Annotated in this window: 23 protein-coding genes and 3 pseudogenes; 17 read left to right on the forward strand and 9 right to left on the reverse strand. The window is 62.2% G+C overall.

The window, feature by feature from the left end; translation table 11 throughout:
• Positions 1–11 precede the first annotated feature (11 nt).
• Positions 12–293, reverse strand: coding sequence for a LexA family protein (locus AXW67_RS07305; protein ID WP_063675745.1), 282 nt, complete (start codon positions 291–293; stop codon positions 12–14).
• A gap of 38 nt (positions 294–331) precedes the next feature.
• Here AXW67_RS07305 and AXW67_RS07310 point away from each other — a divergent pair, with 38 nt between their 5' ends.
• The 3 genes and pseudogenes from AXW67_RS07310 to AXW67_RS07320 all read left to right on the forward strand — a co-directional run bounded on the left by AXW67_RS07310 (position 332) and on the right by AXW67_RS07320 (position 2,299).
• Complete coding sequence (locus tag AXW67_RS07310) at positions 332–1,462, forward strand: IS630 family transposase (protein ID WP_063675747.1); 1,131 nt, start codon at positions 332–334, stop codon at positions 1,460–1,462.
• 6 nt (positions 1,463–1,468) lie between these two features.
• Positions 1,469–2,056: pseudogene (locus AXW67_RS07315) on the forward strand (TraB/TrbI/VirB10 family type IV secretion system protein); the annotation flags it as partial.
• A 3-nt stretch (positions 2,057–2,059) separates the two neighbouring features.
• Positions 2,060–2,299: a DUF2274 domain-containing protein gene (locus AXW67_RS07320; protein ID WP_063677309.1), complete on the forward strand. Its 240-nt coding sequence runs from the start codon at positions 2,060–2,062 to the stop codon at positions 2,297–2,299.
• On the opposite strand, the gene AXW67_RS07325 is transcribed toward AXW67_RS07320, so the two are convergent.
• Complete coding sequence (locus tag AXW67_RS07325) at positions 2,272–3,231, reverse strand: LysR family transcriptional regulator (RefSeq protein WP_063677310.1); 960 nt, start codon at positions 3,229–3,231, stop codon at positions 2,272–2,274. The genes AXW67_RS07320 and AXW67_RS07325 overlap by 28 nt on opposite strands.
• Positions 3,232–3,863: 632 nt before the next feature.
• Here AXW67_RS07325 and AXW67_RS07330 point away from each other — a divergent pair.
• The 6 genes from AXW67_RS07330 to AXW67_RS07355 all read left to right on the forward strand — a co-directional run bounded on the left by AXW67_RS07330 (position 3,864) and on the right by AXW67_RS07355 (position 10,142).
• Positions 3,864–5,342, forward strand: a complete 1,479-nt coding sequence (locus AXW67_RS07330; protein WP_063677311.1) for an aldehyde dehydrogenase family protein — start codon at positions 3,864–3,866, stop codon at positions 5,340–5,342.
• 52 nt (positions 5,343–5,394) lie between these two features.
• Entirely contained in the window at positions 5,395–6,285 is an 891-nt protein-coding gene (locus tag AXW67_RS07335) for a DODA-type extradiol aromatic ring-opening family dioxygenase (protein WP_063677312.1), read from the forward strand.
• Complete coding sequence (locus AXW67_RS07340; protein WP_063677313.1) at positions 6,285–7,130, forward strand: fumarylacetoacetate hydrolase family protein; 846 nt, start codon at positions 6,285–6,287, stop codon at positions 7,128–7,130. The genes AXW67_RS07335 and AXW67_RS07340 overlap by 1 nt, the downstream gene beginning before the upstream one ends.
• An 18-nt stretch (positions 7,131–7,148) precedes the next feature.
• Positions 7,149–7,958 carry an HpcH/HpaI aldolase family protein gene (locus AXW67_RS07345; RefSeq protein ID WP_063677314.1) on the forward strand — a complete coding sequence of 270 codons (810 nt, stop codon included), beginning with the start codon at positions 7,149–7,151 and terminating at the stop codon, positions 7,956–7,958.
• The gene (locus AXW67_RS07350; RefSeq protein WP_063677315.1) at positions 7,951–8,742 is read left to right on the forward strand and encodes a 2-keto-4-pentenoate hydratase; all 792 of its coding nucleotides are present in this window, start codon (positions 7,951–7,953) and stop codon (positions 8,740–8,742) included. Before AXW67_RS07345 ends, AXW67_RS07350 begins: the two co-directional genes overlap by 8 nt.
• A gap of 173 nt (positions 8,743–8,915) precedes the next feature.
• Positions 8,916–10,142 carry an MFS transporter gene (locus tag AXW67_RS07355; protein ID WP_082907812.1) on the forward strand — a complete coding sequence of 409 codons (1,227 nt, stop codon included), beginning with the start codon at positions 8,916–8,918 and terminating at the stop codon, positions 10,140–10,142.
• Between the two features lie 72 nt (positions 10,143–10,214).
• Here AXW67_RS07355 and AXW67_RS07360 read toward each other — a convergent pair whose 3' ends face one another.
• The 5 genes and pseudogenes from AXW67_RS07360 to AXW67_RS07375 all read right to left on the reverse strand — a co-directional run bounded on the left by AXW67_RS07360 (position 10,215) and on the right by AXW67_RS07375 (position 15,669).
• Positions 10,215–10,835: a MarR family winged helix-turn-helix transcriptional regulator gene (locus tag AXW67_RS07360; RefSeq protein ID WP_063677316.1), complete on the reverse strand. Its 621-nt coding sequence runs from the start codon at positions 10,833–10,835 to the stop codon at positions 10,215–10,217.
• A gap of 589 nt (positions 10,836–11,424) precedes the next feature.
• Entirely contained in the window at positions 11,425–11,853 is a 429-nt protein-coding gene (locus AXW67_RS07365; RefSeq protein WP_063677317.1) for a GlcG/HbpS family heme-binding protein, read from the reverse strand.
• Positions 11,846–12,506: (Fe-S)-binding protein (locus AXW67_RS43830; RefSeq protein WP_347336745.1), on the reverse strand; the 661-nt coding region annotated here is incomplete at its 5' end. The genes AXW67_RS43830 and AXW67_RS07365, both read right to left, overlap by 8 nt.
• Position 12,507: 1 nt before the next feature.
• Positions 12,508–14,824: pseudogene (locus tag AXW67_RS07370) on the reverse strand (FAD-binding and (Fe-S)-binding domain-containing protein); the annotation flags it as partial.
• A gap of 101 nt (positions 14,825–14,925) precedes the next feature.
• On the reverse strand, positions 14,926–15,669 hold the full coding sequence (locus AXW67_RS07375) for a GntR family transcriptional regulator (protein WP_063677319.1): 744 nt from the start codon (positions 15,667–15,669) through the stop codon (positions 14,926–14,928).
• 133 nt (positions 15,670–15,802) lie between these two features.
• Between AXW67_RS07375 and AXW67_RS07380 the strand changes: the two genes are divergently transcribed.
• The 8 genes and pseudogenes from AXW67_RS07380 to AXW67_RS07410 all read left to right on the forward strand — a co-directional run bounded on the left by AXW67_RS07380 (position 15,803) and on the right by AXW67_RS07410 (position 23,855).
• A complete protein-coding gene (locus AXW67_RS07380; RefSeq protein WP_063677320.1) occupies positions 15,803–17,005 on the forward strand; it encodes a pyridoxal-phosphate-dependent aminotransferase family protein in 1,203 nt (400 codons plus the stop codon).
• A 48-nt stretch (positions 17,006–17,053) separates the two neighbouring features.
• On the forward strand, positions 17,054–17,677 hold a 624-nt coding region (locus AXW67_RS43835; RefSeq protein WP_283806455.1), incomplete at its 3' end, for an MFS transporter.
• A gap of 1 nt (position 17,678) precedes the next feature.
• Positions 17,679–18,333, forward strand: a pseudogene (locus tag AXW67_RS43840) (MFS transporter); the annotation flags it as partial.
• A 127-nt stretch (positions 18,334–18,460) separates the two neighbouring features.
• Positions 18,461–19,660 carry a pyridoxal-phosphate-dependent aminotransferase family protein gene (locus tag AXW67_RS07390; protein ID WP_027555033.1) on the forward strand — a complete coding sequence of 400 codons (1,200 nt, stop codon included), beginning with the start codon at positions 18,461–18,463 and terminating at the stop codon, positions 19,658–19,660.
• A gap of 32 nt (positions 19,661–19,692) precedes the next feature.
• Positions 19,693–20,490, forward strand: coding sequence for an enoyl-CoA hydratase/isomerase family protein (locus AXW67_RS07395; RefSeq protein ID WP_063677321.1), 798 nt, complete (start codon positions 19,693–19,695; stop codon positions 20,488–20,490).
• 135 nt (positions 20,491–20,625) lie between these two features.
• Entirely contained in the window at positions 20,626–21,612 is a 987-nt protein-coding gene (locus AXW67_RS07400) for a Bug family tripartite tricarboxylate transporter substrate binding protein (protein ID WP_063677322.1), read from the forward strand.
• Positions 21,613–21,789: 177 nt separating this feature from the next.
• The gene (locus tag AXW67_RS07405; RefSeq protein WP_063677323.1) at positions 21,790–22,332 is read left to right on the forward strand and encodes a tripartite tricarboxylate transporter TctB family protein; all 543 of its coding nucleotides are present in this window, start codon (positions 21,790–21,792) and stop codon (positions 22,330–22,332) included.
• 11 nt (positions 22,333–22,343) lie between these two features.
• The gene (locus tag AXW67_RS07410; RefSeq protein ID WP_063677324.1) at positions 22,344–23,855 is read left to right on the forward strand and encodes a tripartite tricarboxylate transporter permease; all 1,512 of its coding nucleotides are present in this window, start codon (positions 22,344–22,346) and stop codon (positions 23,853–23,855) included.
• Positions 23,856–23,950: 95 nt separating this feature from the next.
• On the opposite strand, the gene AXW67_RS07415 is transcribed toward AXW67_RS07410, so the two are convergent.
• Both AXW67_RS07415 and AXW67_RS07420 read right to left on the reverse strand, forming a co-directional pair.
• Entirely contained in the window at positions 23,951–25,144 is a 1,194-nt protein-coding gene (locus AXW67_RS07415) for a CaiB/BaiF CoA transferase family protein (protein WP_063677325.1), read from the reverse strand.
• A 131-nt stretch (positions 25,145–25,275) separates the two neighbouring features.
• Positions 25,276–25,578 carry a hypothetical protein gene (locus AXW67_RS07420; protein WP_063677326.1) on the reverse strand — a complete coding sequence of 101 codons (303 nt, stop codon included), beginning with the start codon at positions 25,576–25,578 and terminating at the stop codon, positions 25,276–25,278.
• Positions 25,579–25,669 lie beyond the last annotated feature (91 nt).

Below are 25,669 nucleotides of genomic sequence, written 5' to 3' on the forward strand. Positions count from 1 at the left end.
CTAGTGGTTCATCACAGTGATTTTGACGTTTTGATACCGAGCCATCCGAGGATAGGCAACTTTTCGGGTGGCAAGAGGATCTCGATGCTTCGAGCGACGCCGGGCTGGCGACGAATGAACCCGTTGCGTTCGAGGGTGAGGATCATCTGGTGGACTGACGGCGGGCTGACGCGGAAATGCCGCTGGATGTCGGCCTCGGCGGGCGGCTGTCCGAACATGTACGAGTAGGTATGGATGAAAGCGAGATAGTGTCCCTGCTTCTCGGTGAAGTGCGCGCCTGATTTTTGACTCATAGCTGGATTCGTCCCGGCCTCCGACAAGGAGGCGAAGCATGAATGTACGTTATCGGGTCGAATTGAGCCAAGCCGAGCGGGACGAACTGACGGCAATGCTCGGCGGCGGCACGCATTCCGCCCGCAAACTCAAACGGGCTCAGATTGTGCTGGCGGCCGATTCAGGCAGCTGCGACGCGGAGATTGCCCGAACCGTCCGGGTCAGCCTTTCCACCGTCGGCCGGACCAAACGCCGTTTCGTAGAAGGCAATCTGGAGCGGGCCTTGAGTGAGGAGCCGCGTCCGGGCGCGGAACGCAAGCTGACAGGCAAGGAAGAGGCCCTGCTGGTGGCGACGGCATGCGCCAAGCCGCCCGCCGGCCGCAAACGCTGGACGCTGACATTGCTGGCCGACGCGATGGTCAAGCTCACCGATCACGCCAGCCTGTCGGGCGAGACCGTGCGCCGCCGGCTGGCCGACAACGACCTCAAGCCGTGGCGCCGGGATATGTGGTGCATTCCTCATGTCGACGGCGAATACGTCGCCCGGATGGAGGATGTGCTCGATCTCTACGCCGAGGCGCCGGATCCCGAGCGGCCCCTGGTTTGCTTCGACGAGACCCCAGTCCAGCTGATCGGCGAGGTACGCCAGCCGATCCCTGCCCAACCGGGACAGCGCGAGCGCTACGATTACGAATATCGCCGCAACGGTACCGTCAATCTCTTCGTCACCTTCGATCCGCATCGCGGCTGGCGCAATGTCAAGGTTACAGACCACCGCGCCGCGGTCGACTACGCGCACTGCATGCGCGAACTCGTCGACGTCCACTATCCCAATGCCGCCTGCATCCGTGTGGTGCAGGACAATCTGTCGATTCATACGGCCGGCGCGCTATATCAGGCATTTGCGCCTGCCGAGGCCCGTCGCATCCTGCGCCGCCTCGAGTTCCACTACACCCCGAAACACGCCAGCTGGCTCAATATGGTCGAGTGCGAGATCAGCGTGCTGCAGCGCCAGTGTCTCGGCCGTCGCATCGACGATCCCAAAAGGCTTCGAAAAGAAATCGCAGCATGGCAACGGCAGCGAAACAAGGCGCGAGACCGCATCAAATGGATGTTCACAACCGACAAAGCCCGCGCCAAACTCGGTCGCGCCTATCCAGTTGCCGCCAAAGAGTCAAAACCACTGTGATGAACCACTAGGTCGGTTTCACCATATATCTTACAGGCTGGGACGGTCATTCCGGGAGCCCTGATCACCGGAATCCGATCGGACCTGCCAGGCCAGATCACGGCGCAGGTGACCGAGAATGTTTTTGACACACCGACCGGCCGCTTTTTGCTTGTGCCCCAGGGAGCGCGTCTGATCGGCATCTACGATAGCCAGGTCACTTTCGGCCAGTCTCGCGTCCTGCTGGTTTGGACCCGGCTGATCATGCCGAACGGACGTTCCATCGTTCTCGAGCGGCAGCCTGGCGCTGACGCCGGCGGGTACGCAGGCCTCGAAGACCAGGTCGACAATCACTGGGGTGAGCTATTCAAGGCTGCGGCCCTTTCGACGTTTCTGGCTGTCGGCGCCGAACTAGGTGCCGGCTCGGACACCAACAGCAACGACAGCGCAATCATCCAAGCATTGCGGCACGGCGCCTCCGACTCACTGAACCAGGCCGGACAGCAGGTAGTCCGGCGCAGTCTCAACATCCAGCCCACGCTGACCGTGCGACCTGGTTTCCCGGTTCGCGTTGTCGTCAATCGCGATCTCATACTTGCGCCTTACGGAGGATAGGGGATGCCCAAGCTGAGAATAGGATCGCTGCCTGACGACAAGCCGGTCAAGGTCACCACGGAGCTCCCAGCATCAGTGCATCGGGATCTCGTCGCCTATGCGGAGGTCCTGGCACGCGACAATGGGCAGCGCATCGACCCGGCCAAGCTAATCGCGCCGATGTTGGCACGCTTCATGGCCACGGATCGGGGATTTGCCAAGCTCAGGCGCGCAGTTCATTCGCCTGAGGCCGGCAAAGGGTAGCGTTCACCCAGGAGCTTTAGAAATCGATCCAAGGCGGGGTTTTCGTTGTCCATCCGCCAATGTGCTGAGAAGTCTATTCGGCTCGTGCCCGTTCCGTCGCGCAACTCCCGATAAACAAGGCCAGCGAAGCTTGCTCCCAGGTCCGATTCCATACCAAGACTGATTCCAAGTCCCATGCTGATCAGGCTCTTTATGATACCTTGGTTCGCATTGTGCCGGTCGATCTTGGGTCGATCATCCGGAGTAAGGAGCTTGGAGAAGATGAGGTTCTCGAGCTCTCGGCCAGGGTCGTGATGGCTCAATAGAAGAGTTTCATTACGCAGATCGGTCCAGTAGATCACATCGCGGGTTGCCAAAGGGTGATACTCGGGCAGAGATACAAGAATCCGCTCGCTCCAGAGCCGGACGCTTCTGTTGCCTGATGATCGCGCTTCGCCAGTGACAACCAGTACATCGAGTGCACCGCTCCTGAGCTCATTCATCAGATGGGCCCGCTGACCCTGAACCGCCGTGAGCTCGACCTGCGGGCATCGCTTCTTGAATTCAAGTAACGTTGCTCGCAAATTTCCCGCGGAAATCGATGTGCAGAAGCCGACTGAGATATGGCCGGCTTCCCCCCGACCGTTCGCCGCACCGGTTGCGACAAGCGTGTCGACCTGATCGAGGATGGTTCTTGCAATTCGCAGCACGCTCTTTCCTGCGAGCGTTGCTTTCACCCCTGCAGTTGAGCGCTCGAACAGCGACGCCCCTATGTGACGTTCCAGTTGGCTGATGGAACGGCTCAGCACGGAGTGCCTAACACAAAGTAGGTCGGCTGCACGTCGGAGGCTTCCACTATCGGCGGCGGTCACCGCGAATCTAAGGTGTTGCAGATCGATAGCTGCTGTACGTGTGGCATCGAGCTTTCGCTCGCTTTTGGCTTGATGGGACATTTTGGTGCCTTGTGTGCACGTTCGTGCAGGACGCTGAATTGCAGCCACTCCGGGCAGGGAGGCGTTTCAAGCAGTGGCGGTCGAGATGACCGGCGTCAAAGGAGCCGGCCAAGCCAAGCCACTCGACTCGTGTTCCCCTCACTCGCGCTCCATTTGAGATCTCAAGGGTACTCGCCGCGCCGACTTGCGAGCACTAGGACGCGGTACCGGGTTGCTCTTCGAGAGTGATCATTTATAAACTTAGGCGCCTAATGATTAGTGAACAGGATCGTCATGATCTGGTCGCGCTGCTCCTAGCCTGTCGAGGCTCGGAGGAGGTGCAGCCTGGTTCGAAGCCCAGCTGATGTTATGTCATGAAGTTCTTTCGGGGACTGCTCATTGGTCTTCCAATTAGCCTTGCGCTTTGGGTGTTGATACTGCTGCTTGTTTACTTCTGTCTGAGGTGAGAGATCTGCCGATCTCGACGGTTCCAATGGCCCGGAAGAATGTTGAGAGATGCCCGAGGCCCGAAGAGCGTTTGACAAGGCGGCTTGGTCAAGCTAATACTTAGGTGCCGAAGTAAATGGTTGAGGTCGAATGTCCGTGATGTGTGGCCTCGAGCGTCCGCAACAGAGTAGGATTGGAGGGATGGGATGAAGATCGAAACCGTAAGCGTGCCCACCGACCACTACATCAACGCCAAGCGGGTTAGTGGGTCGGCTGGCTTCGAGGTGCGGACGCCGATCGACAATTCGATCCTTGGGGCATGCGCGGCAGGCGATGGGGATCTGGTCGATCGCGCCGTGGGGGCGGCCCGCGCTGCGTTCCGTGCGTGGGCCGAAGCGGGCGCGGTGGCGCGAGGAGTGGTGCTGCGCCGCTTCGCGCAACGTATTCGCGAAAACAATGCTGCGCTGTCGATCGTTGAATCCGTCGACAACGGTGGACTGCGTCACGCCATCGCTGCCCATATAATCGAACGAAGCGCTCAGAATATTGAGTTCTTCGCAGGGCGAGCCGAGCATATCGGTGGCGAAATGGTGCCGGGTAGTACGAATACCGACATAGTTGCCTATGAGCCGGCAGGCGTTGCTGCTTTGATCACGCCTTGGAACGGTCCATTGATGCTGAGCACTTGGAAACTTGGTCCCGCGCTTGCGGCCGGCAATACAGTTGTGCTGAAGCCGCCGGAGCTTGCACCATTGTCGTGCAGTCTGCTGGCGAATCTAGCGGAGGAAGCGGGAGTGCCTCCGGGCGTATTCAATGTGGTCCACGGCGACGGTTCCGTCACCGGCCAGGCGCTTGCCGATCATCCGGGTATTTCGCGTATCAGCTTCACTGGATCACCGCAGACGGGGCGCAAAGTCGCCACCGCCGCCGCGACCAATCTGGTGCCGGTTAGCCTTGAATTGGGCGGCAAGTCGCCCTTTGTCGTATTTGCTTCCGCGGATCTCGACGCTGCGGCGACGACGGCGGCGCGGCAGTATTTCAACGCCGGGCAGGTTTGCGTGGCCGGGACGCGGGTTTTGGCGGAACGCTCGATCGCTGAATCGCTCCTGGAGAAGATTCGCGAAAAGGTCGGCGCGATGCGAGTCGGTGACCCTCGCGACGAGAGGACGTCGGTCGGTCCACTCATCTCTGCGCGGCAGTTTGAACGCGTGAAGGGGTTTGTCGATCGCGCACGAGCGCAGGGCGCTGAGGTCCTGTTCGGCGGCCGGCAGCATTCCGCTGGCGAGCTCTATTTCGAGCCGACATTGCTCGCGCCGGTTAGCCAGAAATCTGAAATCGTACAGAATGAGGTGTTTGGCCCGGTGCTGACCTGGCAGATCTTCGACGACGAAGCCGAGGCGGTTACGCTAGCCAACGACACCGTCTACGGGCTTGCAGCCGTGATCTTCACGGGTGACGCGGCGCAGGGCGAGCGTGTCGGGAAAGCGATAGTCGCCGGAACGGTGTGGGTCAATTCCTTCTTTGTTCGAAATCTGGCTGCGCCGTTTGGTGGGTTTCGGATGTCCGGTGTCGGGGTCGAGGGCGGCGATCACAGCTTCGATTTCTTCTGCAACATCAAGAATCTCTCGATCAATAGCGCATCGTTCCTGCAGGGGACCTCGAGCGTTTGGCGGGGACCGCATTGACGATTGGGGTACTGCAGAGTCGTGGGTTTGGGGAAGCAAGAGAGGACTATCGATGGGTGAGATCGTTGCCGCTGCTTTGGTTTCACATGTGCCGCCGTTGGCATTACCGGTGAATTGGCGGATATCGCCGGATGGAGAAGACACGGATCTCATCGAGGGATTTGAACGCATCCGCGCACGACTCGATGAGGTGGAGCCCGATGTCTTCGTTATCGTCGACAGTCATTGGTTCACCACCAGCGAGCATGTGGTGGCGGGCGCTGCTCACCATCGCGGCGTTCTAACTTCCGAAGAATTGCCGACCGTCATCAAAGGGGTGGGGTTTGACTATCCAGGAGCTGCCGAGCTTGGTGCTGCGTGTGAGCAGGTCGGCGCCCGGCGCGGCAACTTTCATTCAGTCGGCAATCGGCCGCAGATCGTGAATGTAACCGACGAGCATTTGCCGCATCACTATTCGACGATTAACGTGGTCAAGCACTTGCGGCGCGACGAAAGAGTCTTGGTGACGAGTGTGTGCCAGACGGCGAAGCCGCACAACTTCATGGAGTTTGGCGCAACCATTCGCGAGGCGATCGATCTCGTCGATTGCCGCGTCGCGGTTCTTGGCTCGGGTGCCATGAGCCATCGTTTCCATCCCTTCGACAAGATCGTGTCGCCGCTCAGTCTATCTTATAAGCCGCACGGGATCTCGTCGAAGGAGGCTTATGAATATGACATGCGGGTGCTCGAGTTGTGGAAAGAGGGGCGCCACGCGGACGTACTCGAGCGTTACCCCGACTATATGCGGTTCTTTCCCGAGGCGTGGTTTGGACACTATCTGATCATGCTTGGCGCACTGGGCGGCGCGGACTTCAAAGGTGCAGGCCGACCGATGTCACGGTACGAAAATCAGGTAGGAACCGGCAACATTCACGTCTGGTTCGAAGTTGCGGGGACACAATAATGTCAGTTTTGGATGGTCCACGCCGCGAGGTGCGGAAGGTGCTGCATGAAGGTCTCGCGCAGTGGGTTCGCCCTGATGGCGACGAACTGCTGTTTCCCGACGGACGGCGCGTTCGCGAGGCAGATGCGAGCTACCTGCCGCCATGTAACCCGAGCAAAATTATCTGTGTGCACGTCAACTCGAAATCTCGCTTTGCCGAATTCAAAGAGGTCGCGACCAATCCAAGCTACTTCGAGAAGCCGACGACTGCGCTGAACAGCCACCGCGGCAAGCTCTATCGTCCAGATGACTGCCGATATCTGAACTATGAGGGTGAGATCGCGATTCAGTTTGGCAGAGTCGCCAAAGGCCTTGCACCGGACGATATCTGGGAAGTTATCGACGGCTTCGCGCCCGCCAATGATGTTGGCTTGCAGGATTTCCGGGATATCGATCGCGGTTCAATGCTTCGGGTCAAAGGCCAGGACGGATTTTGTCCAATCGGTCCCGGAATGGTGTCGGGTGTTGATATTCGCAAGCAGGTTCTGCGGACCTTCATCAACGGCAAAATGGTTCAGGAAGGTGCAGTTGAGGAGTTTGTTTTCTCTGTGGGCTTCATGGTGGCCGACCTCAGCCGTTACATGACTTTTTTGCCGGGTGACATCCTATTGACAGGAACGCCCGCCAACTCACGGCCAATGAACATTGGCGATGTGGTTGAAGTCGACGTGTCGGGAGTCGGGCGACTGAGTAACGTGGTCGCTGAGAACCCCGCGGCGCCGCATAAGATCGGCCATCAGCCGACAGACACTGATTCCGTGCGCATGATTGCGCTCGGTGGCAACTTCGTTCCGCGACGAGGGTAGTAGGGAGATTGGCTCGCTATGAAGAAGTCTCCACAGCTTCGATCACTTCGCTCGCGCTGGAGTCGCGTCAATCCGGTTCTCGGAGCCTGGTGTATGCTACCCGACAGGTTTGCGGCTGAAGTTGTCGCCTCCCAGGAATTCGATTTTGTGTGCATCGACGCCCAACATGGGATGATCGACTACCGTGACGTAGCGCAGCTTATCCAGGTGCTCGAACTTGGAGAGGCGGCGCCTGTCGTTCGAGTGCCTTGGAATGAACCTGGTATCATCGGAAAAGTGCTCGACGCTGGGGCGATGAGCGTGATTGTACCGATGGTCAATTCGGCCGATGATGCGCGGGCGCTTGTCGCTGCCGCGCGCTATGCGCCGCATGGCAGCCGGAGCTTCGGTCCTGTCGGCATCGGCCTGCGCGACGGAGCCGATTACCTGAGGCGGACCGACGACGAAGTTGCGGTGATCGTCATGATCGAAACCGCGATAGCACTTCGCGACGTCGATCAGATCGCTGCCGTTCCTGGTATTGATGCCTTATTTCTGGGGCCGTTCGATCTGTCGTTGAGCCTTGGTCTGCCGCCCGGCGACAATGATGGTGTCTCGGTGTTCGACGATGCCATTGCCTCGGTGTTGCGTAGCTGCCGCGAAAACAATCTCAAGGCGGGAATACTGTCAAATCACATGGACGCGCCGCGGCGCGTAGCACAAGGCTTCGATATGATTTCCGTCACGACGGACATTCAGGCACTAAGCCGATCTATGGCGGACGATCTTAATTCCGTCAAATCGAGAGTGGGCGCGGCCGCTGCATCGAGGGACAACCATCATGCTTAGCAATGAAACGCGTCAATCGATTTTCAAGGACATCGCCAATGTCTACAGGACGCGGCAGCAGATTCCCGCGCTGACGCAAAGTTACCCGGAAATTGGCATCGAAGACGCCTACGCGATTCAGCAACTGTTTGTTGACCAGAAGCGAACGTCTGGCGCGAAGTTGACCGGCTACAAAGTGGGGTTAACATCGAAAGCCATGCAGCAGCTGGCGGGAACAGCCGAACCGGATTTCAGCGCGATGCTGGACTACATGCATATCGCGGAAGCCTCGGAAATTCGTACCTCCGATTGCTTCGATCCGATGGTCGAAATCGAGATCGCTTTCGTGATGAAGGAACATCTCAAGGGGCCGAACGTGACTGCGGTCGACGTTATTCGTGCCACCGACTTCGTCCTGCCGGCGATCGAGCTCGTCGATTTTCGCATCAATCGCCGCCAGGGGATGAGTTTTATCGATACGGTTGCAGACCTCGCGGCCGTCGGCGGCGTTATTGTCGGCAGCAATCCGCGCCGGCTGGACCAGATCGATGTCCGCGATATCATCGGAGAGCTCGTTTGCAACGGTGATGTCATCGAGAAAGGCATGTCGTCAGCTGTATTGGGAAGTCCAGTTACCTCGGTTGCGTGGCTTGCCAACAAACTCAGCACCTTTGGTGTCAGTTTTGAACCGGGGCAGCTCATTTTGTCAGGCTCGTTCGTGCGCGCCGCGCCCGTCAAGGCGGGCGACAAAGTCGTGGCGCGATTTAACCATGGTCTGGGCGACGTCTCAGTGGAGTTCGTGTAGCGCGCGTTCCTCGCTGCGCGGAAAGGCGCATGAGGGCGCCTAAGTAACTCTTAGCCAAGGGATAGGCTCTGCGCCTGCGGATGCAGTGCGCTAAGGAGGGATGCATGGGCGGGCTCCCAATGCAGCGTCATGTCCGCTGAGGACCGACAACAGCTTAAGACAAGCCTTGGGGGATGTTGGAGCTGGTCGATATTACGCCGATCAACCCGATGAAGCAGGAGGAAGACGTGGCGAAAGAAAGCCCGGTCGACAGCGTTACCACACTTGGCGTCCTATCCTGGCTGATGCTGTGCAGCCTCGGCACTTTGCAGCTGCAGCCCGTGATCGGCGGCGCCTTGGTTGATCATCTCGGCATTTCCTTGCCCCATATCGGAATCTTGTTCGGCACCGAGCTCGTAGCCACTGCTATTGGCTGCTGCGTCGCAGCGCTTTCAATGAGCCGGTTGGACCGACGGCTTCTCTGCGTCGCTGCCGTTTTGCTACTGCTTACCGCAAGCATTGCATGTGCTTGGATCACCGCGTTCATCTGGCTGGCCGTTGCCCGCTTCGCCGCCGGCTTGGCCGGAGGCATGATTCAAGCCGTGGTGTATGCGACCGCCGCGCTTCGCACCAACAAGAATCGCACGTTTGCCATGATCAACATCGCGTTGATGGTGGGAGGCGGCCTCACTATCGGGCTTGCGCCCACGATGGCCGCTGCCGGCGGGGTAGCGATGATATTCGGATTGTTCGCCGTGATGGCGTTGATGGTGTTGCCGTTGCTTCGGGTTATTCCACGCGGTGCGGCCGACATCCCGGATCTGCCGCTGGCTGCAGCCGCCGCCAATCCCGCCGAGTTTGGCAAGCACGCTATCCCACTGCTGCTGTTGTTCGCGCTGCTATTCGCGGGTCATACAGCGCTGTGGATATATCAGGAGCGGATCGGCGACGCACTCGGCTTGTCACACGATTATATCGGGGCGATTCTGGGCGGCAGTACTTTGCTTGGCATGTTGGGGGCCGCGATCGCAGGCGTCGTTGGCAGGCGGCTCAATCAATGGATGGCGCAACTGATTGCCTTCACGGGGGCGATCCTTGCCTCTCTCCTGATCGTCTACGGGCAGAGCGGGCTAGTGTATGCCAGCGGCGTCGCGTTGCTGATGACGGTCCGGTTCTTCGGCGTGACTTATATGTTCGTGCTGAGCACGGATCTTGATCCGTCGGGTCGGCTGACTGGATTGGCCAATACCGCGATTTTCGTCGGCGCGGGCGTCGGTCCTTTCGCCGCCGCGGCTGTTGTCGGCCATGGCAATGTCCAGGCGGTCGGTCTGTTGTCTGCGGGGATCTACGTCATATGCATCGCAGTCGCTAGGTACGTCACCACCGGAGCACGCGCGCTCAAGATTGCGCCAGCGCAATAGGTCCGGCCGGAGGAATGCGCGTCATGGGATACTACCGCTGGGAACATCTGATGCGAGAAACCAGGTCAGCCATCAGATGGTCCTTGACGCGTCTTTCTTGCGAGTCGTGTCGCGGTGGCGCGCGTTCCGCCTTTTAGCTTTGGGGACTTCGGTCTCAAACTTCTGGACGTTGGTCAGCGCCAGGGCCTTGGCTGATTGTTGGCCGGCCACAAGCGCCTCCACATCATCGGCCAGCGTCTGACGGATGGTCCTCAGCATTTGCCTCAACTTGGCCTCGTCAGCCGAAGGGATATGTCGAGTCATCATTTCGCCATTGGCTTCCGCGACCTTCATCAGCCTTGTTTTGAGCCTTTTGGCGCTATCGGTGAGATAAACCCGGATTTTGCGTCGATCGACCTCATCCCGCTCGCGCCGAACCAAACCCTCACGTTCCATCAACCGGAGCATCTCTAGGACAGACGGCTCCATCAACCCGAGCCGCTCGCTGAGCTCGCGCTGGGTGATGCCGTCGCCCTGCCAGAGCGAGTGCAGGAACTGCCAGTAGGCGCCTCGCAGGCCGTGTTGTCCGATCCTGATATGCAATGAGCGCCGCACGAAACGGGCGGTATCGACAATCAAATAGCCGATACTGTTGTCAAAGTCGGCCAAGCTCGAGACGGGCTCCGTGCCGGAAGATGATAGTTTCTTACTCATGCGGTTCCCTATACTCCAAAATTGCTCCTGCAATCTAGATTCTTAAGAACCTAAGTACCGCGCAAGCTGTCCCAGGCGCCGATGGCGGACCCGATCGCGCCCCCTCTCACCGAAAAAGAGCGGCCCGTTTTCGTCCGGAAATGGCGGGCCAACGGAAGAAAGCGCAAGGGAGAAGAGGGGCAGCGTCAGCTTGTTTCATCGAGGCAGTTCTGTGTTAGCAAAAGAAGAAAACTTAGCTAGCTAGTTATTAGCGTCGACGCGGACCTTATGACGGCTGTTGGCCTCAAACGTTGTCGGGAGTAGCTCGCAGTGCGCGGGCAAGCAAACTCGAGGACTGTTCCGCCGACGGACACCATGACGTTGGAGCGGCGCAGTCCGATAATGGGAGAGCTTGTAACGCGGCTCTTCTGGCGCAAACCAGGGCCTCACTGTAGAAACTTCGTCCAGAGAGTTTCGAAGATTGGAAGTGCCTCTCAAATCAAGACGGATCGATAGCTTGAAAAAGATGTTCAGTCGTTGCGAGGACGCAACGACGATTGAAGCGTTGTAGCGACCTACTGTTGTCTTTCGCTTTCGTCCTGTGCGAGCGCTATCCCGCATTCGCCTTCAGCCCCGCGGCCTGAATGCCGGCCATGGCGCAGGCTTCGTCGTTGTCGGAGGTGTCGCCGGATACGCCGACGGCGCCGAGCAGCGTCGTGCCGTCCAGGATCAGGACGCCACCGGGGACCGGCACCAGCGCGCCCTTGGCAAGCGTGTTCACGGCGTCGATGAAATAGGCCTGCTCCTGCGCCCGCTGGTACAGCGCGCGCGATCCAAGGCCCATGGCGAGCGCGCCATAGGCCTTGCCGTGCGCGATCTCCGCGCGCATCAGGCTGGTGCCGTCCTGGGCCGCGGCGAGCTTGAGGACGCCGCGTGCATCCAGGATCGTGACGACGAGCGGCTTCAGTTTCAGCTCGGTGGCCTTCGCGAAGGCGGCGTCGAGGATCTTGCGGGCGACGTCGAGGGTCAGTTCAGCCATGGTTGTTTTCCTTTGCAACGGGTGAGGTCGTGGATTGGGTTGTAGCGCGATCAAGGCTCATCGCCAGCACGCGCGCGACGTGAAGGGCTTCGCGCTGTGCGCCGTCGTGGATCTGATGCCGGCAGGAGGTGCCGTCGGCAACCACCAGCGTCGCCTTACCTGCGCGCCGCACGGCCGGCAACAGCGACAGCTCGGCCATCTCGATCGAGGCATCGTAGGTGTCCGCACCATAGCCGAAGGCGCCGGCCATGCCGCAGCAGCTCGACTCGATGGTCTCGACCTTCAGGCCGGGGATCAGGCGCAGCACCTGCTCGACCGGTTTGAAGGCGCCGAAGGATTTTTGGTGGCAATGGCCATGCACCATAACCGTGTCGGCGACTTTACCGAGCGGCAGTTGCAGCCGTCCGGCCTCCGCCTCGCGCACCAGAAACTCTTCGAAGGTGAGCGCGTGCGCGCCGACGATCTTCGCATCATTGTCCTTGCGCAGCGAAGCGAGCTCGTCGCGCAGCGTCAACAGGCAGCTCGGCTCGAGGCCGACGATCGGCACGCCGCGCGCGGTAAAGGGCGCGAAGGCTGCAATGAGGCGATCGAGCTCGGCTTTGGCTTCGTCGACGAGGCCTGCCGAGAGGAACGTGCGACCGCAGCATGGCGGGNGGCCGCCGCCCGAGGGCTGCGGCAGGTGCACGCGATAGCCGCCAGCCGTGAGAACACGCAGCGCGGCGTCGAGATTTTCTCGCTCATAGATGCGGTTGAAGGTGTCGATGAACAGCACGACTTCGTGGCCAGCCTTCGGGCCGACGCTGGCCGCAGGTGGCACGAAGACGTCACGGCGGAAGGCAGGCAGCGCCCGGCGCGCGCTGATGCCGCCAAAGCGCTCGAACAGCTTTCGCAGCAGCGGGCTGCGGTTGCGCAGGTTCGCCAGCGGCGCAAGGGCTGAGGCGAGGCTCGCATAGCGCGGCAAATAGCCGACCAGACGATCGCGCAGCGTCAGGCCGTGCGAGGCCGCACGCGCGGCAAGCACCTCGATCTTCATCTTGGCCATGTCGACGCCGGTCGGGCATTCATGGCGGCAGGCCTTGCAGGAGACGCAGAGTTTCAGCGTCTCCATCATCTCGTCGGAGGCCAACGCGCCGGGACCGAGCTGGCCAGAGATCGCGAGCCGCAATGTATTGGCGCGGCCGCGGGTGACGTCCTTCTCGTTGCGCGTCGCGCGGTAGGACGGGCACATCACGCCGCCCTCGAGCTTGCGGCAGGCGCCGTTGTTGTTGCACATCTCGATCGCGCCCTGAAACCCGCCGCCGGCGCCTGGCCAGGCGGACCAGTCGAGCTTCGTCTTCAGCTCATCGACGCGATAGTCCGGCCGGAAGCGGAACAGCGAGCGATCGTCCATCTTGGGGGCATCGACGATCTTGCCAGGGTTGAGGACGTTGTCGGGATCGAAGCGCTTCTTCACTTCCCTGAAGTCAGCGACGAGGCGCTCGCCGAACATCGTCTCGTGAAACTCGGAGCGCACGAGGCCGTCGCCATGCTCGCCGGAATGCGAGCCCTTGTACTCGCGGACCAGCGCAAAGGCCTCTTCGGCGATGGCGCGCATCGCCTTGACGTCCTTCTCCAGCTTCAGGTTCAGCACCGGGCGCACATGCAGGCAGCCTTCGGAGGCGTGCGCGTACATCGTGCCGCTGGTGCCGTGCTTGGCAAAGACATCGTTGAGCCGCGCGGTGTAGTCGGCGAGATGCGGCAGCGGCACCGCGCAGTCCTCGACGAAGGAGACCGGCTTGCCCTCCTGCTTCATCGACATCATGACGTTGAGGCCGGCAGCGCGGAAATCGGCGATGCCGCTCTGAAGGGCGGGCTCGGTAATCTCGACCACACCGCCCCATTTGCGCTTGTCGTTGTTCCAGCCAAAGCCGAGATCGGCCATCAGCTCGGTGAGCTGCTTGAGGCGCGCGAGATTTTCGGCCTGGTCGTCTTCGGCGAACTCCACCACCAGCACGGCATCCGGATCGCCCTTGATGGCGGCGCTGATGATGGGTCTGAACATCGCGATGTCGCGGCCGAGCGCGATCATGGTGCGGTCGACGAGCTCGACCGCGATCGGCTTGAGCTTGACCAGATGCTGGGCCGCGTCCATCGCCTCGTAGAAACTGCCGAAATGGCAGACGCCGACCACCTTGTTGCGGATGACGGGCCAGAGCTTCAGCTCGACCTTGGTGGTGAAGGCGAGGGTGCCTTCGGACCCGACCAGCAGATGCGCCATGTTGTTGGGCGCGTTGCGCGGCGCCAGTGCATCGAGATTGTAGCCGCCGACGCGGCGCTGCACCTTTGGGAAGCGCGCGGCGATCTCACCGGCCTCGCGCGCGCCGAGGTCGAGCATGTCGCGGAACAGCGCAAGTGTGGCCTCGCTCGCGGGAACGTCGGAGAGATCGCGCGACACCTCGCCGAACCGCGCCAGCGTGCCGTCGGCAAGCGCAGCCTCCATCGACAGCGTGTTGTCGCGCATGGTGCCGTAGCGCAAGCTACGGCCGCCGCAGGAATTATTGCCGGCCATGCCGCCGATGGTGGCGCGCGAGGCCGTGGAGACGTCGACCGGAAACCAAAGGCCGTGCTTCTTGAGCTGGCGATTGAGGTCGTCGAGCACGATGCCGGGCTCGACCACGCAGGTGCGATTCTCGACGTCGAGCGACAGGATCCGGTTCAGGTGCTTGGAGAGATCGACGATGAGGCCGTCGTTGACGGTCTGGCCGCATTGCGAGGTGCCGCCGCCGCGTGGGGTGACCTTCCGTCCGTCGTCCCGGGCGATCGCGAGTGCCCGCAGCGCCTCGTCCATGGTCTTGGGCACCACCACGCCAGCCGGCATGATCTGGTAGAACGAGGCATCGGTCGCGTAGCGGCCGCGGTTGAAGGTGTCGAACAGGACGTCGCCGGTCACTTCCGACCGAAGGCGCCGTTCGAGCGAGGAGGCGTTTGTCATCCCTGATCCCGGACTGATCCAACGGGCCTCCGTGGCCTCATTGGGTTATTCATTCTTATTCTCGACCGATTATATTGTGAATGCAAAATGAGCAAGCCGGGTCACCCCTCAGGTGACGCCGGTGCGCCTTCGGGGGCTTCGGTCAGGTGTTCGATTGCGGCCGTCCGCTTGTTGCGCAAGTGCTGGAACAGGATGTCGCTCAACTCGCTTGCGGCGCGGCGGCGCAGCGCATCGAGGATGGCTTCATGCTCGCGCATGGCCTCGCCCCAACGCTGCCGCTTGCGGGCGAAATTCGCGGAGTAGCGGACGCGGCGGATCCGTCCTGCGAAGTTGGTGTAGGCGGTCTTCAGGGTCTCGTTGCGCGCTGCATCGACGATCGCCTCGTGGATGCGCTGGTTGGCCAGGAAATAGCCGTGCATGTCGCGATGCAGGTAATGGCCGTACATCTCGTAGTGCAGCCGCTCGATATCGGCGATTTCGTCGTCGGTAATGGCTTCGCAGGCGAGCCGGCCGGCCAGGCTTTCGAGGCCGGCCATCACGTCGAATAGCTCCGCGAGATCGCGCTGGCTGAGCTGGCGCACCCGCGCGCCGCGATTGGGCAATAACTCGATCAGGCCCTCGGCGGCGAGCACCTTGAGCGCTTCGCGCAACGGAGTGCGGGAGATTCCGAGCATCTCGCAGAGCTGGCGCTCAGGAACGCGCGCCCCCTCGGGGATGTTGCCCTCGACCACGTAGTCGCGCAGCCGCAGCAGGATCTCGCCATGAAGCGAGGCTTCCGGGCGGTCGCTGCCATTACCGGCGGTTTGGCCGATCGGGACCCCGTCGTCGGGAATCGTGGATTTCATATGCCGCACAGTAGTTTGCCTGGTTGGTCGCGTCGATGCTCACAATCGAATACCAAAATTCTATTGAAATGACAAAAAATGAATGCAAAATAGTTGGCAAGCCAGTTCCAGAGTCCGTCGCTAGGAGGTTTTCATGCATCAGGGACGCCATTTCCTTCAGATTCCGGGCCCGAGCCCGGTGCCGGACCGTGTTCTGCGCGCCATGGACATGCCGGTGATCGATCACCGCAGCGCCGAGTTCGGCGAGCTCGGCCGGGCTGTGCTCGAGGGCAGTCAGAAGATTTTCCAGACGTCAGGCCCGGTGGTGATCTTCCCCTCGTCGGGGACCGGCGCCTGGGAGGCCGCGATCGTCAACACGCTGTCGCCGGGCGACAAGGTGCTGATGGTCGAGACCGGCCATTTCGCCACGCTGTGGCGCCAGATGGCCGGACGCTTCGGGATCGAGGTCGACTTCATCCCCGGCGACTGGCGCCGGGGCGCCGATCCTGCCCAGATCGAAGCTAGGCTCACCGAGGACACCGCGCGGACCATCAAAGCAGTGATGGTCGTGCACAACGAGACCTCGACCGGCGCGACCAGTCGGATCGCCGACATCCGCGCCGCGATCGACCGCACTGGCCATCCAGCGTTGCTGATGGTCGACACCATCTCCTCGCTCGGCTCGGTCGACTACCGGCACGAGGAGTGGAAGGTCGACGTCAGCGTCAGCTGCTCGCAGAAAGGCTTCATGCTGCCGCCCGGGCTCGGCTTCAACGCGATTTCGGAGAAGGCCCGCAGCGCGTCGAAGACCAACAGGATGCCGCGCTCCTATTTCGACTGGGAGGAGATGCTCAAGCCCAATGCAAAGGGCTTCTTCCCCTATACGCCGGCGACGAACCTGCTCTACGGCCTGCGCGAGGCGATTGCGATGCTGCTCGAAGAGGGCCTCGACAACGTTTTCGCGCGACATCAGCGGCTCGCCGCGGCGACCCGCGCCGCCGTCAATCACTGGGGCCTCGAGGTGCTCTGCCAGGAGCCGGCCGAATTCTCGCCGGTGCTGACGGCAGTACTGATGCCGCCTGGTCATGATGCCGATCAATTCCGGAAAGTTGTGCTCGACAATTACAACATGTCGCTCGGCTCGGGCCTGTCCAAGGTCGCCGGCAAGGTCTTCCGCATCGGTCACCTCGGCGAATGCAACGCGCTGACGCTGCTCGGCGCGCTCACCGGCGTGGAGATGGGGCTGTCGGTTGCCGGCGTGCCGCATCGCGCCGGCGGCGTCGAGGTCGCGATGAAGCTCTTGGAGCAGCGCACGCAGAGCAATTCGCCGCCGCATCTGACGGTGGTCGGCACTTAAGACGCAGCGCGCAACCGGCAATCAGACAACAGCGATACGGGGGAAGCGATGGGAGTTCGGCTCAAGGCCACGCATGTCGTGCTGGCCATGCTCTGTGCGATGTACTTCATCACCTATATCGACCGGGTCAATATCGGCACCGCGGCCAGTGAGATCCAGAAGGAGCTTGGTCTTTCGAACACCCAGCTTGGCCTCGTCTTCTCCGCCTTCGCCTATCCGTATCTGCTGTTCCAGGTGATCGGCGGCTGGGTCGGCGATCATTTCGGACCGCGCAAGACGCTGTTCTGGTGCGGCATGATCTGGGCGGTCGCGACCATCATGACCGGCTTCGTGAATGGTCTCGCCGCGCTGTTCGTTGCGCGGTTCGCGCTCGGCTTCGGCGAGGGCGCGACCTTTCCGACCGCAACGCGCGCGATGCAATACTGGACGCCGGCGAACCGCCGCGGCTTCGCGCAAGGGCTGACCCATTCCTTCGCCCGGCTCGGCAATGCCGTGACGCCGCCGGTGGTCGCGCTCCTGATCCTGTGGCTGACCTGGCGCGGAGCGTTCGTCGTGCTCGGCTTCGTCAGTCTGATCTGGGGCATCATCTGGGTCTGGTACTTCCGCAACGAGCCGAAGGACCATGCCTCGATCACGCAAGCGGAGCTCGCCGCGCTCCCGCCGCGTCCCACCNGCGGCCGCGCGTGCCCTGGGGCCCGTTGCTCGGCCGGATGTGGCCGGTGACGCTGACCTATTTCTGCTACGGCTGGTGCCTGTGGCTGTACCTCAACTGGCTGCCGCTGTTCTTCAAGAACAACTACAGCCTCGACATCAAGAACTCCGCCCTGTTCGCCTCGGGCGTGTTCTTCGCGGGCGTGGTCGGCGACAGCGTCGGCGGCGTGCTGTCGGACAAAATTCTCGATCGCACCGGCAATGTCCGCCTGGCGCGGCTGAGCGTGACGGTTGTGGGATTTGCGGGGGCGCTGTTGTCGCTTTTTCCGATCCTGTTCGTCCACGACATCACCGTGGTCGCGTTGTGCCTGTCTGCGGGCTTCTTCTGCGCAGAACTGGTGATCGGCCCGATGTGGTCGATTCCGATGGACATTGCCCCGAAATATTCCGGCACCGCGTCGGGAATCATGAACACCGGCTCGGCCTTTGCCGCCATCGTCTCGCCGCTGGTGGCGGGGTTCGTCATCGACGCCACCGGCAATTGGTACCTGCCGTTCCTGATGTCGATGGGCCTCCTCATGCTCGGCGGCGTCTCCGCCTTCCTGATGCATCCGGAGCGCCCGTTCGAGGAAGCCGAGGGGCGCGTTCCCGCGGCAAAAGTGGTTGCCGCGGAGTAGGGGATGGGAAGGCGGAGCGAGGACCGCCGGATATGCATGGGAGGCGCCTTTAGGAGAGGGGACAAGCCGGTCAAATGGTGCTATTCGGCGGCTCACCAAAACCAAGGCTAGACCGGGAAGGACGCCGATGACCGTGCATACTGGAAGGCATTTTCTCCAGATTCCAGGACCGACCAACGTACCCGACCGGGTGCTTCGGGCGATGGATATGCCGACGCTGGACCATCGCGGTCCGGAGTTCGCCGAGCTCGGTTTCGCGGTTCTTGCCTCGATGCAGCGGGTGTTCCGGACAAAGCAGCCCGTGATCATCTTCCCCTCGTCCGGGACCGGCGCATGGGAAGCGGCGATGGTCAACGTGGTCGCCCCCGGCGACAAGGTGCTGATGTGCGAGACCGGCCAGTTCGCAGTGCTATGGCGCGGCATCGCCGACAAGTTCAAGCTCGACGTCGACTTCATTCCGAGCGACTGGCGCCATGGCGCCGATCTCGCCGAGATCGAGAAGCGGCTTTCCGCCGACAAGCAGCACGCGATCAAGGCGGTCTGCGTCGTGCACAACGAGACTTCGACCGGCTGCCTGACGCCCCCGCTCGAGGTGCGCAAGATCCTCGATAAGGTGAAGCATCCGGCGCTGCTGATGGTGGACACCATCTCCGGCCTTGGCTCGATGGAATATGAGCACGACGCCTGGGGCATCGACGTCTCGGTCGCCGGCTCCCAGAAGGGGCTGATGCTGCCGCCGGGCCTCGGCTTCAACGCCGTCTCGGAGAAGGCGCTCGCGGTTGCGAAGGCCAATCAGGGCATGCGTTCTTACTGGGACTGGCAGGAAGTCATCAGCTTCAACAAGCTCGGCACCTTCCCCTATACGCCTGCCACCAATCTGCTCTACGGCCTGCGCGAAGCGGTGAAGATGCTGGAAGAGGAGGGGCTCGAAAACGTTTGGGCCCGCCACAAGCGCCACAGTGCGGCGACCCGCGCGGCGGTCAAGGTCTGGGGCCTGGAGACGCAGTGCGCCGATGCAGGCGCGCATTCGCCGGCGCTGACCGGCGTGCGCATGCCCGAGGGCCATGACGCCGACAACTTCCGCAAGGTGGTGCTGGAGAATTTCGACATGTCGCTCGGCACCGGCCTGAACAAGGTCAAGGGCAAGGTGTTCCGCATCGGCCATATCGGTCATTTCAACGACCTGATGCTGATGGGTACGCTCGCCGGCGTCGAGATGGGCCTCGATCTCGCCAAGGTCCCGCATCGCAGCGGCGGCGTGCTGGCCGCCATGGACGTCCTGAAGGGACGCGACGCGGTGCCGATGGCCAAGGCGCAGGTCGCCTGAACCAAGTTTGAGTCAAGTGAAGAGAGCGCGCGATGAACCTACCTGCGACTGCTAACGAAGACCTGCTCTACTCCGTCCAGGACGGCATCGCGCGGATCACCTTCAACCGCCCGCAGGCGCGCAACGCGCTGACCTTCGCCATGTATGAGCGCATGGCGGAGATCTGTCAGGAGATCAACGCCGACCGCTCGATCAAGGCGCTGATCCTGACCGGCGCCGGCGACAAGGCGTTCGCCTCCGGCACCGACATCTCGCAGTTCCGCGCCTTCAAGACCGCGCAGGACGCGCTCGACTACGAGGCGCGGATCGACCGCGTGCTCGGCACGCTGGAGCAGTGCCGCGTGCCTGTGATCGCGGCGATCGCAGGCGCCTGCACCGGCGGTGGTGCCGGCATTGCGGCCTGCTGCGACCTCCGCATCGGCACCGAAACGACGCGCATGGGCTTTCCGATCGCGCGTACGCTGGGCAACTGCCTGTCGATGTCGAACATCAGCCGCGTCGTCTCGCTGGTGGGACCGGCCCGCACCAAGGACCTGATCTTCAAGGCGCGCCTCGTCGAGGCGCCGGAGGCGCTGGCGCTCGGCCTGCTCAACGAGGTCGTGCCCGACGTCGAGACGCTGCAGCGCCGCGCCGACGAGACCGCAAAGCTCGTCGCCAGCCACGCGCCGTTGACGCTGGAGGCAACCAAGGAGGCGGTGCGCCGCATCCGCCGCACGCTGTCGCGCGAAGAGGGCGAGGACCTGATCCTGAAGGCCTATATGAGCGAAGATTTCCGCGAGGGCATGGACGCTTTCCTCAACAAGCGCACGCCCAACTGGAAGGGCAAGTAAGTCCCGCGCGCCCGTCAGCCGAAAGTCATATGCGGCGGAATGTCCGCCTGCTTGAACTCGTCAGTATTAGCCCGCACAATGCACCGATAGATTTCCCGGCAATACAAAGCCAATAAGAACCAGGGGACGAAACTCGTGCGAATTCCAGTGAAAGCCGTCGGCGCTGCGACGGCCCTGTTGTTGAGCGCGCCGGCCTTCGCCGGTTGGGAGCCGACCAAGCCGGTCGAGATCGTGGTCGCGGCTGGCGCAGGCGGCGCCTCCGATCAGATGGCGCGGATGATGCAGGCCGCGATCCAGAAGAACAATCTGATGAAGCAGCCGATGGTCGTCTCGCTCAAGGGCGGCGCGTCGGGCGCGGAAGCGCTGATGTACATGAAGTCCAGCGAGGGCGATCCGAACAAGGTGCTGATCGCCTATTCGCTGATCTACATGCTGCCGCTGTCTGCCAAGATTCCCTTCAACTGGCGCGAGCTGACACCGGTGTCCGTGATCGCGCTCGACCAGTTCGTGCTGTGGGACAACAGCGCTGGTCCCAAGACGGTGAAGGAATTCGTCGAGGCCGCGAAGGCCGCGAGCTCGCCGTTCAAGATGGGCGGCACCGGCTCCAAGCGCGAGGACCACGTGCTGACCGTGTTCCTCGAGCAGAAGACCGGCGCGAAATTCTCCTATCTGCCCTACAAGTCCGGCGGCGAGGCCGCGACCCAGCTCGTCGGCAACCACACCGAATCCAACGTCAACAACCCGTCCGAAAATCTCGAAGTCTGGCGCGCGGGCCAGGTCCGTCCGCTCTGCGTGTTCGACAAGGAGCGCATCTCCTACACCAGCAAGGTAACGGAAACGCAGTCCTGGGCCGACGTCCCGACCTGCAAGGAGGAGGGCGTCGACGTCCAGTACCTGATGCTGCGCGCAATGTTCCTGCCGGGCAAGGTCACGCCGGAGCAGCAGGCGTTCTATGTCGAGCTGTTCCAGAAGGTGACGCAGACGCCGGAGTACAAGGAGTACATGGAGAAGCAGGCGCTGAAGCCGATCTTCCTCACCGGCAAGGACATGGTGAAATTCCTCGAGGAGGACGAGGCGCTGAACAAGTCGCTGATGACGGAAGCCGGATTCGTCGCGAAGTAGTCGCGGTCTTCACCTCGCCCCGCTTGCGGGGAGAGGTCGCATCGCATCGAAGATGCGATGCGGGTGAGGGGAACTCTCCGCGAGTTCGGCTTTCACCGTCTTCGTGGAGACCCCCCTCACCCTAACCCTCTCCCGCAAGCGAGGAGAGGGGATTTGCCACAGCGTTCGTTGTTCGCCATGTCCCAAACCGATCTAGAAATCGTCGTCGAGGATCCGACCGCGCCTGAAGACGACTCCCCCGCGATCGTCAGCTCCGGCACGATCGAGATCGTCGTCTCGCTGCTGCTGCTCGCGCTTGCCGCAACGCTCGGCTACGACAACTGGCGCACCGGCATCTCATGGGATGCAACCGGGCCCGAGCCCGGCTACTTCCCGTTCTATCTCGCCATCATCCTCGGAGGGGCCAGCCTCTACGGCCTGATCGCGGCGCTTATCGCGCGCCGCGCGGCGGCCGCGACCTTCGTCACGCGCGCGCAGGCCCGCCGTGTGATGGCGGTGTTCGTGCCGACGCTGCTGTTTTGCCTCGTGATGCAGTTCCTGGGCCTCTATGTCGCGAGCTTCCTCCTGATCGCCGGCTTCATGCGCCTCATCGGCAAGATCGCGCTGTGGAAGTCGCTGCTCACCGCCTTCCTGTTCACGGCGATCATGTTCGTCACCTTCGACATTGCCTTCGACGTCATCATGCCGAAGGGGCCGCTGGAAGCGGCCTTCGGCTACTAGGCGAGCCCGCGATGGAAGCCTTCGGTCTTTTGGTTCACGGATTTGCGGTCCTGCTCACGGGCAAGACGCTCGTGCTGATGATGGTCGGGCTCGTGCTCGGCGTCTTCGTCGGCGTGCTGCCGGGGCTCGGCGGACCCAACGGCGTGGCGATCCTGTTGCCGCTCACCTTCACGATGGATCCGACCTCGGCGATCGTGATGCTGTCCTGCATCTATTGGGGCGCGCTGTTCGGCGGCGCCATCACCTCGATCCTGTTCAACATTCCCGGTGAGGCCTGGTCGGTCGCGACCACCTTCGACGGCTATCCGATGGCGCAGCAGGGCAGGGCGGCCGAGGCGCTGACGGCGGCGTTCACGTCCTCCTTCATCGGCTCTCTGGTCGCGGTGCTGCTGATTACCTTCCTCGCGCCCATGATCTCGTCGTTTGCGCTGAAGTTTGGCCCGCCGGAATTCTTCGCGGTGTATCTGTTGACCTTCTGCTCCTTCGTCGGCCTCGGGCGCGAGGCCAAGCACAAGACGGTCATCTCGATGTCGCTTGGGCTTCTGCTGGCCGGCGTCGGCATGGACACCGTGTCGGGCCAGTTGCGCATGACCTTCGGCTCGGCGGAACTCTTGCGCGGCATCAACTTTCTGGTCGCGGTCATTGGCCTGTTCGGCATCAGCGAGATCCTGCTGACCATGGAGGAGCGCCTGGCGCTCCGCGGCCATGCCGCGAGCATCTCGCTGCGCGTCGTGCTGAGCGTTTGGAAGGACCTGCCGAAATATTGGGTGACGCTGGTGCGCTCGTCCTTCATCGGCTGCTGGCTCGGCATCACGCCGGGCGGCGCGATCGCGGCGTCCTTCATGGGCTACAATCTTGCCAAGCGTTTCGCGAAGGATCCCGAGAGCTTCGGCAAGGGCCGTATCGAGGGCGTATTCGCGCCAGAGACGGCCGCGCACGCTTCCGGCACCTCGGCGCTGCTGCCGATGCTGGCGCTCGGCATCCCCGGCTCCGGCACCGCTGCGATCCTGCTCGGCGGGCTGATGGTGTGGGGGCTCAATCCGGGGCCGTTGCTGTTCGTCGAGCACAAGGATTTCGTCTGGGGCCTGATCGCCTCGATGTATCTCGGCAACGTCGTCGGCCTCGCGCTGGTGCTGACGACCGTGCCGATCTTCGCCTCCATCCTGCGCGTACCGTTCGCGGCGGTCGCGCCGATGATCGTGGTGTCCTGCGCGATCGGCGCCTACGCGATCCAGAACGCCATGTTCGACATCTGGCTGATGCTGGGCTTTGGCGTGGTCGGCTACGTCTTCAAGAAGATCGGCATTCCGCTGGCGCCGTTCACATTGGCGCTGGTGCTCGGCAACCGCGCCGAGGACGCCTTCCGCCTCTCGATGATCGGCTCCGCAGGCGACCTCAGGGTGTTCTGGTCGAACGGCCTGGTCGGCTCGATCACGACGCTCGCGATCGTGCTGCTGTTCTGGCCGATGATCGAACGCTTGGTCGGCCGCATCGGACAGTTACGGCGCCCGGTTAAGGCGTGACCGGAAACGGCTCTGCCGATTTCTTGGTGACGGCAAGAATGTATCTATAAATCAATATCTTGCGCTGTTTACTCAATGTTATCCATAAGTTGAACTCATACGACCTTGGCCTTCCTTAGCGTCGCAATCTCCTCGGCAGCAAAGCCGAACTCGGCAAGCACATCCTCCGTCTGCTCGCCGAACTCCGGTGGCCGTGCCACCATGTGGCTTGGCGTGCGCGACAGCGTAACGGGCTGGCCGACCAGACGGATCTGGCGGTCCTCCTGGTTCGGCACGTCCTGGGCGATGCCGAGATGGCGGACCTGGACGTCCTCGAACATCTGGTCGATGGCGTAGATCGGTCCGCAGGGCACGCCGGCCTCGTTGAGCTCCCTGACCCAGGTCTCGGTCGGCTTCGTCACGGTGCGCTTCTCGATCTCGGCGTTGAGGGCGTCGCGGTTCTTGGAGCGGACCGGCGCGGTCGCATAATCGGGATTGGTGACGAGCTCCGGCGCGCCGACGGCCTGGGCGCAGCGCTCCCAGATCCGACCGCCTGTCGTGGCGATGTTGATGTAGCCGTCGGAGGTCTTGAACACGCCGGTCGGAATGCTGGTCGGATGGTTGTTGCCGGCCTGCTTGGCGACCTCCTTCTCCATCAGCCAGCGCGCGGCCTGGAAGTCGAGCATGAATATCTGGGCCTGCAGCAGCGAGGTCTGCACCCACTGGCCTTGGCCCGAGACCTCGCGCTCCAGAAGAGCGGTGAGGATGCCGATCGCGCAGAACAGGCCCGCCGTGAGGTCGGCCACGGGAATGCCGACCCGCATCGGGCCCTCGCCAGGCGCGCCGGTGATCGACATCAGCCCGCCCATGCCTTGCGCGATCTGATCGAAGCCCGGCCGCTTGTGATAGGGGCCGTCCTGGCCGAAGCCGGAGATGCTGCCATAGACGATGCGCGGGTTGACCGCGCGCAAGGCCTCGTAGTCGATGCCGAGCTTCTTCTTCACGTCGGGACGGAAATTCTCGACCACGACGTCGGCCTTGGCGGCGAGCCGCTTGAAGACGGCCAGCCCGCGCTCGTCCTTCAGGTTGAGCGTCATGGCCCGCTTGTTGCGGTGCAAATTCTGGAAGTCCGAGCCGGGGCGCGGGCCGCCCGGCTGCTCGCCGCCGCCGTCCTCCAGTAGTGCGTCGATCTTGATGACGTTGGCACCCCAATCGGCAAGCTGCCGCACGCAGGTGGGCCCGGACCGCACCCGGGTCAGATCGAGCACGGTGAAACGTGACAGGGCTTCCGAGGCGTGCGGAAAGGGCATTTTGAAGGGCTCCGGGACAGATTGCGCGCCTACCATAGTGCCGAAAGATCATGCGGCAAGCCGCCGCCCGCGCCGATGCCGCCTGCCAAAATGGGATGCCTGACGTGGCCTTGCTGCGATGCGTTACGGCATCAGCGCGACAGGCGCTTCAGCTGGGCGCGCGCCTTGTCGGCGAGGGGATCGTCGCCGTGGCGGGCGATGAAGAGCTCGAATGCTTCCGCCGTTCCCTTGCTGCGGGCGAGCTCATATTCCTCGGCAACGGCGGCCGAAGGGTCGCGCGCCGGTGGAACCGAGGGCGCGCGCAGCGCCCTGCCAGTGTCGTCCGCGTTGGCTTTTTCGGCCATGGCAGGCAGTCCTCCGAAGGGCAGATGATACGACGCGGCCAGCACCGCCAGGGCACCGAACAGACCGGCCGGGAGTGGGCGTAATCTCATGGGCTACCTTGCAGATTGCCGGCGAAGCAGGACGCGCCAGACCGGTTGTCTGGGCCCGTATGATTACGGGATTTGGTGGCCAACACGGCAT

Source organism: Bradyrhizobium neotropicale, from assembly GCF_001641695.1.
GTDB classification, from domain to species: Bacteria; Pseudomonadota; Alphaproteobacteria; order Rhizobiales; family Xanthobacteraceae; genus Bradyrhizobium; species Bradyrhizobium neotropicale.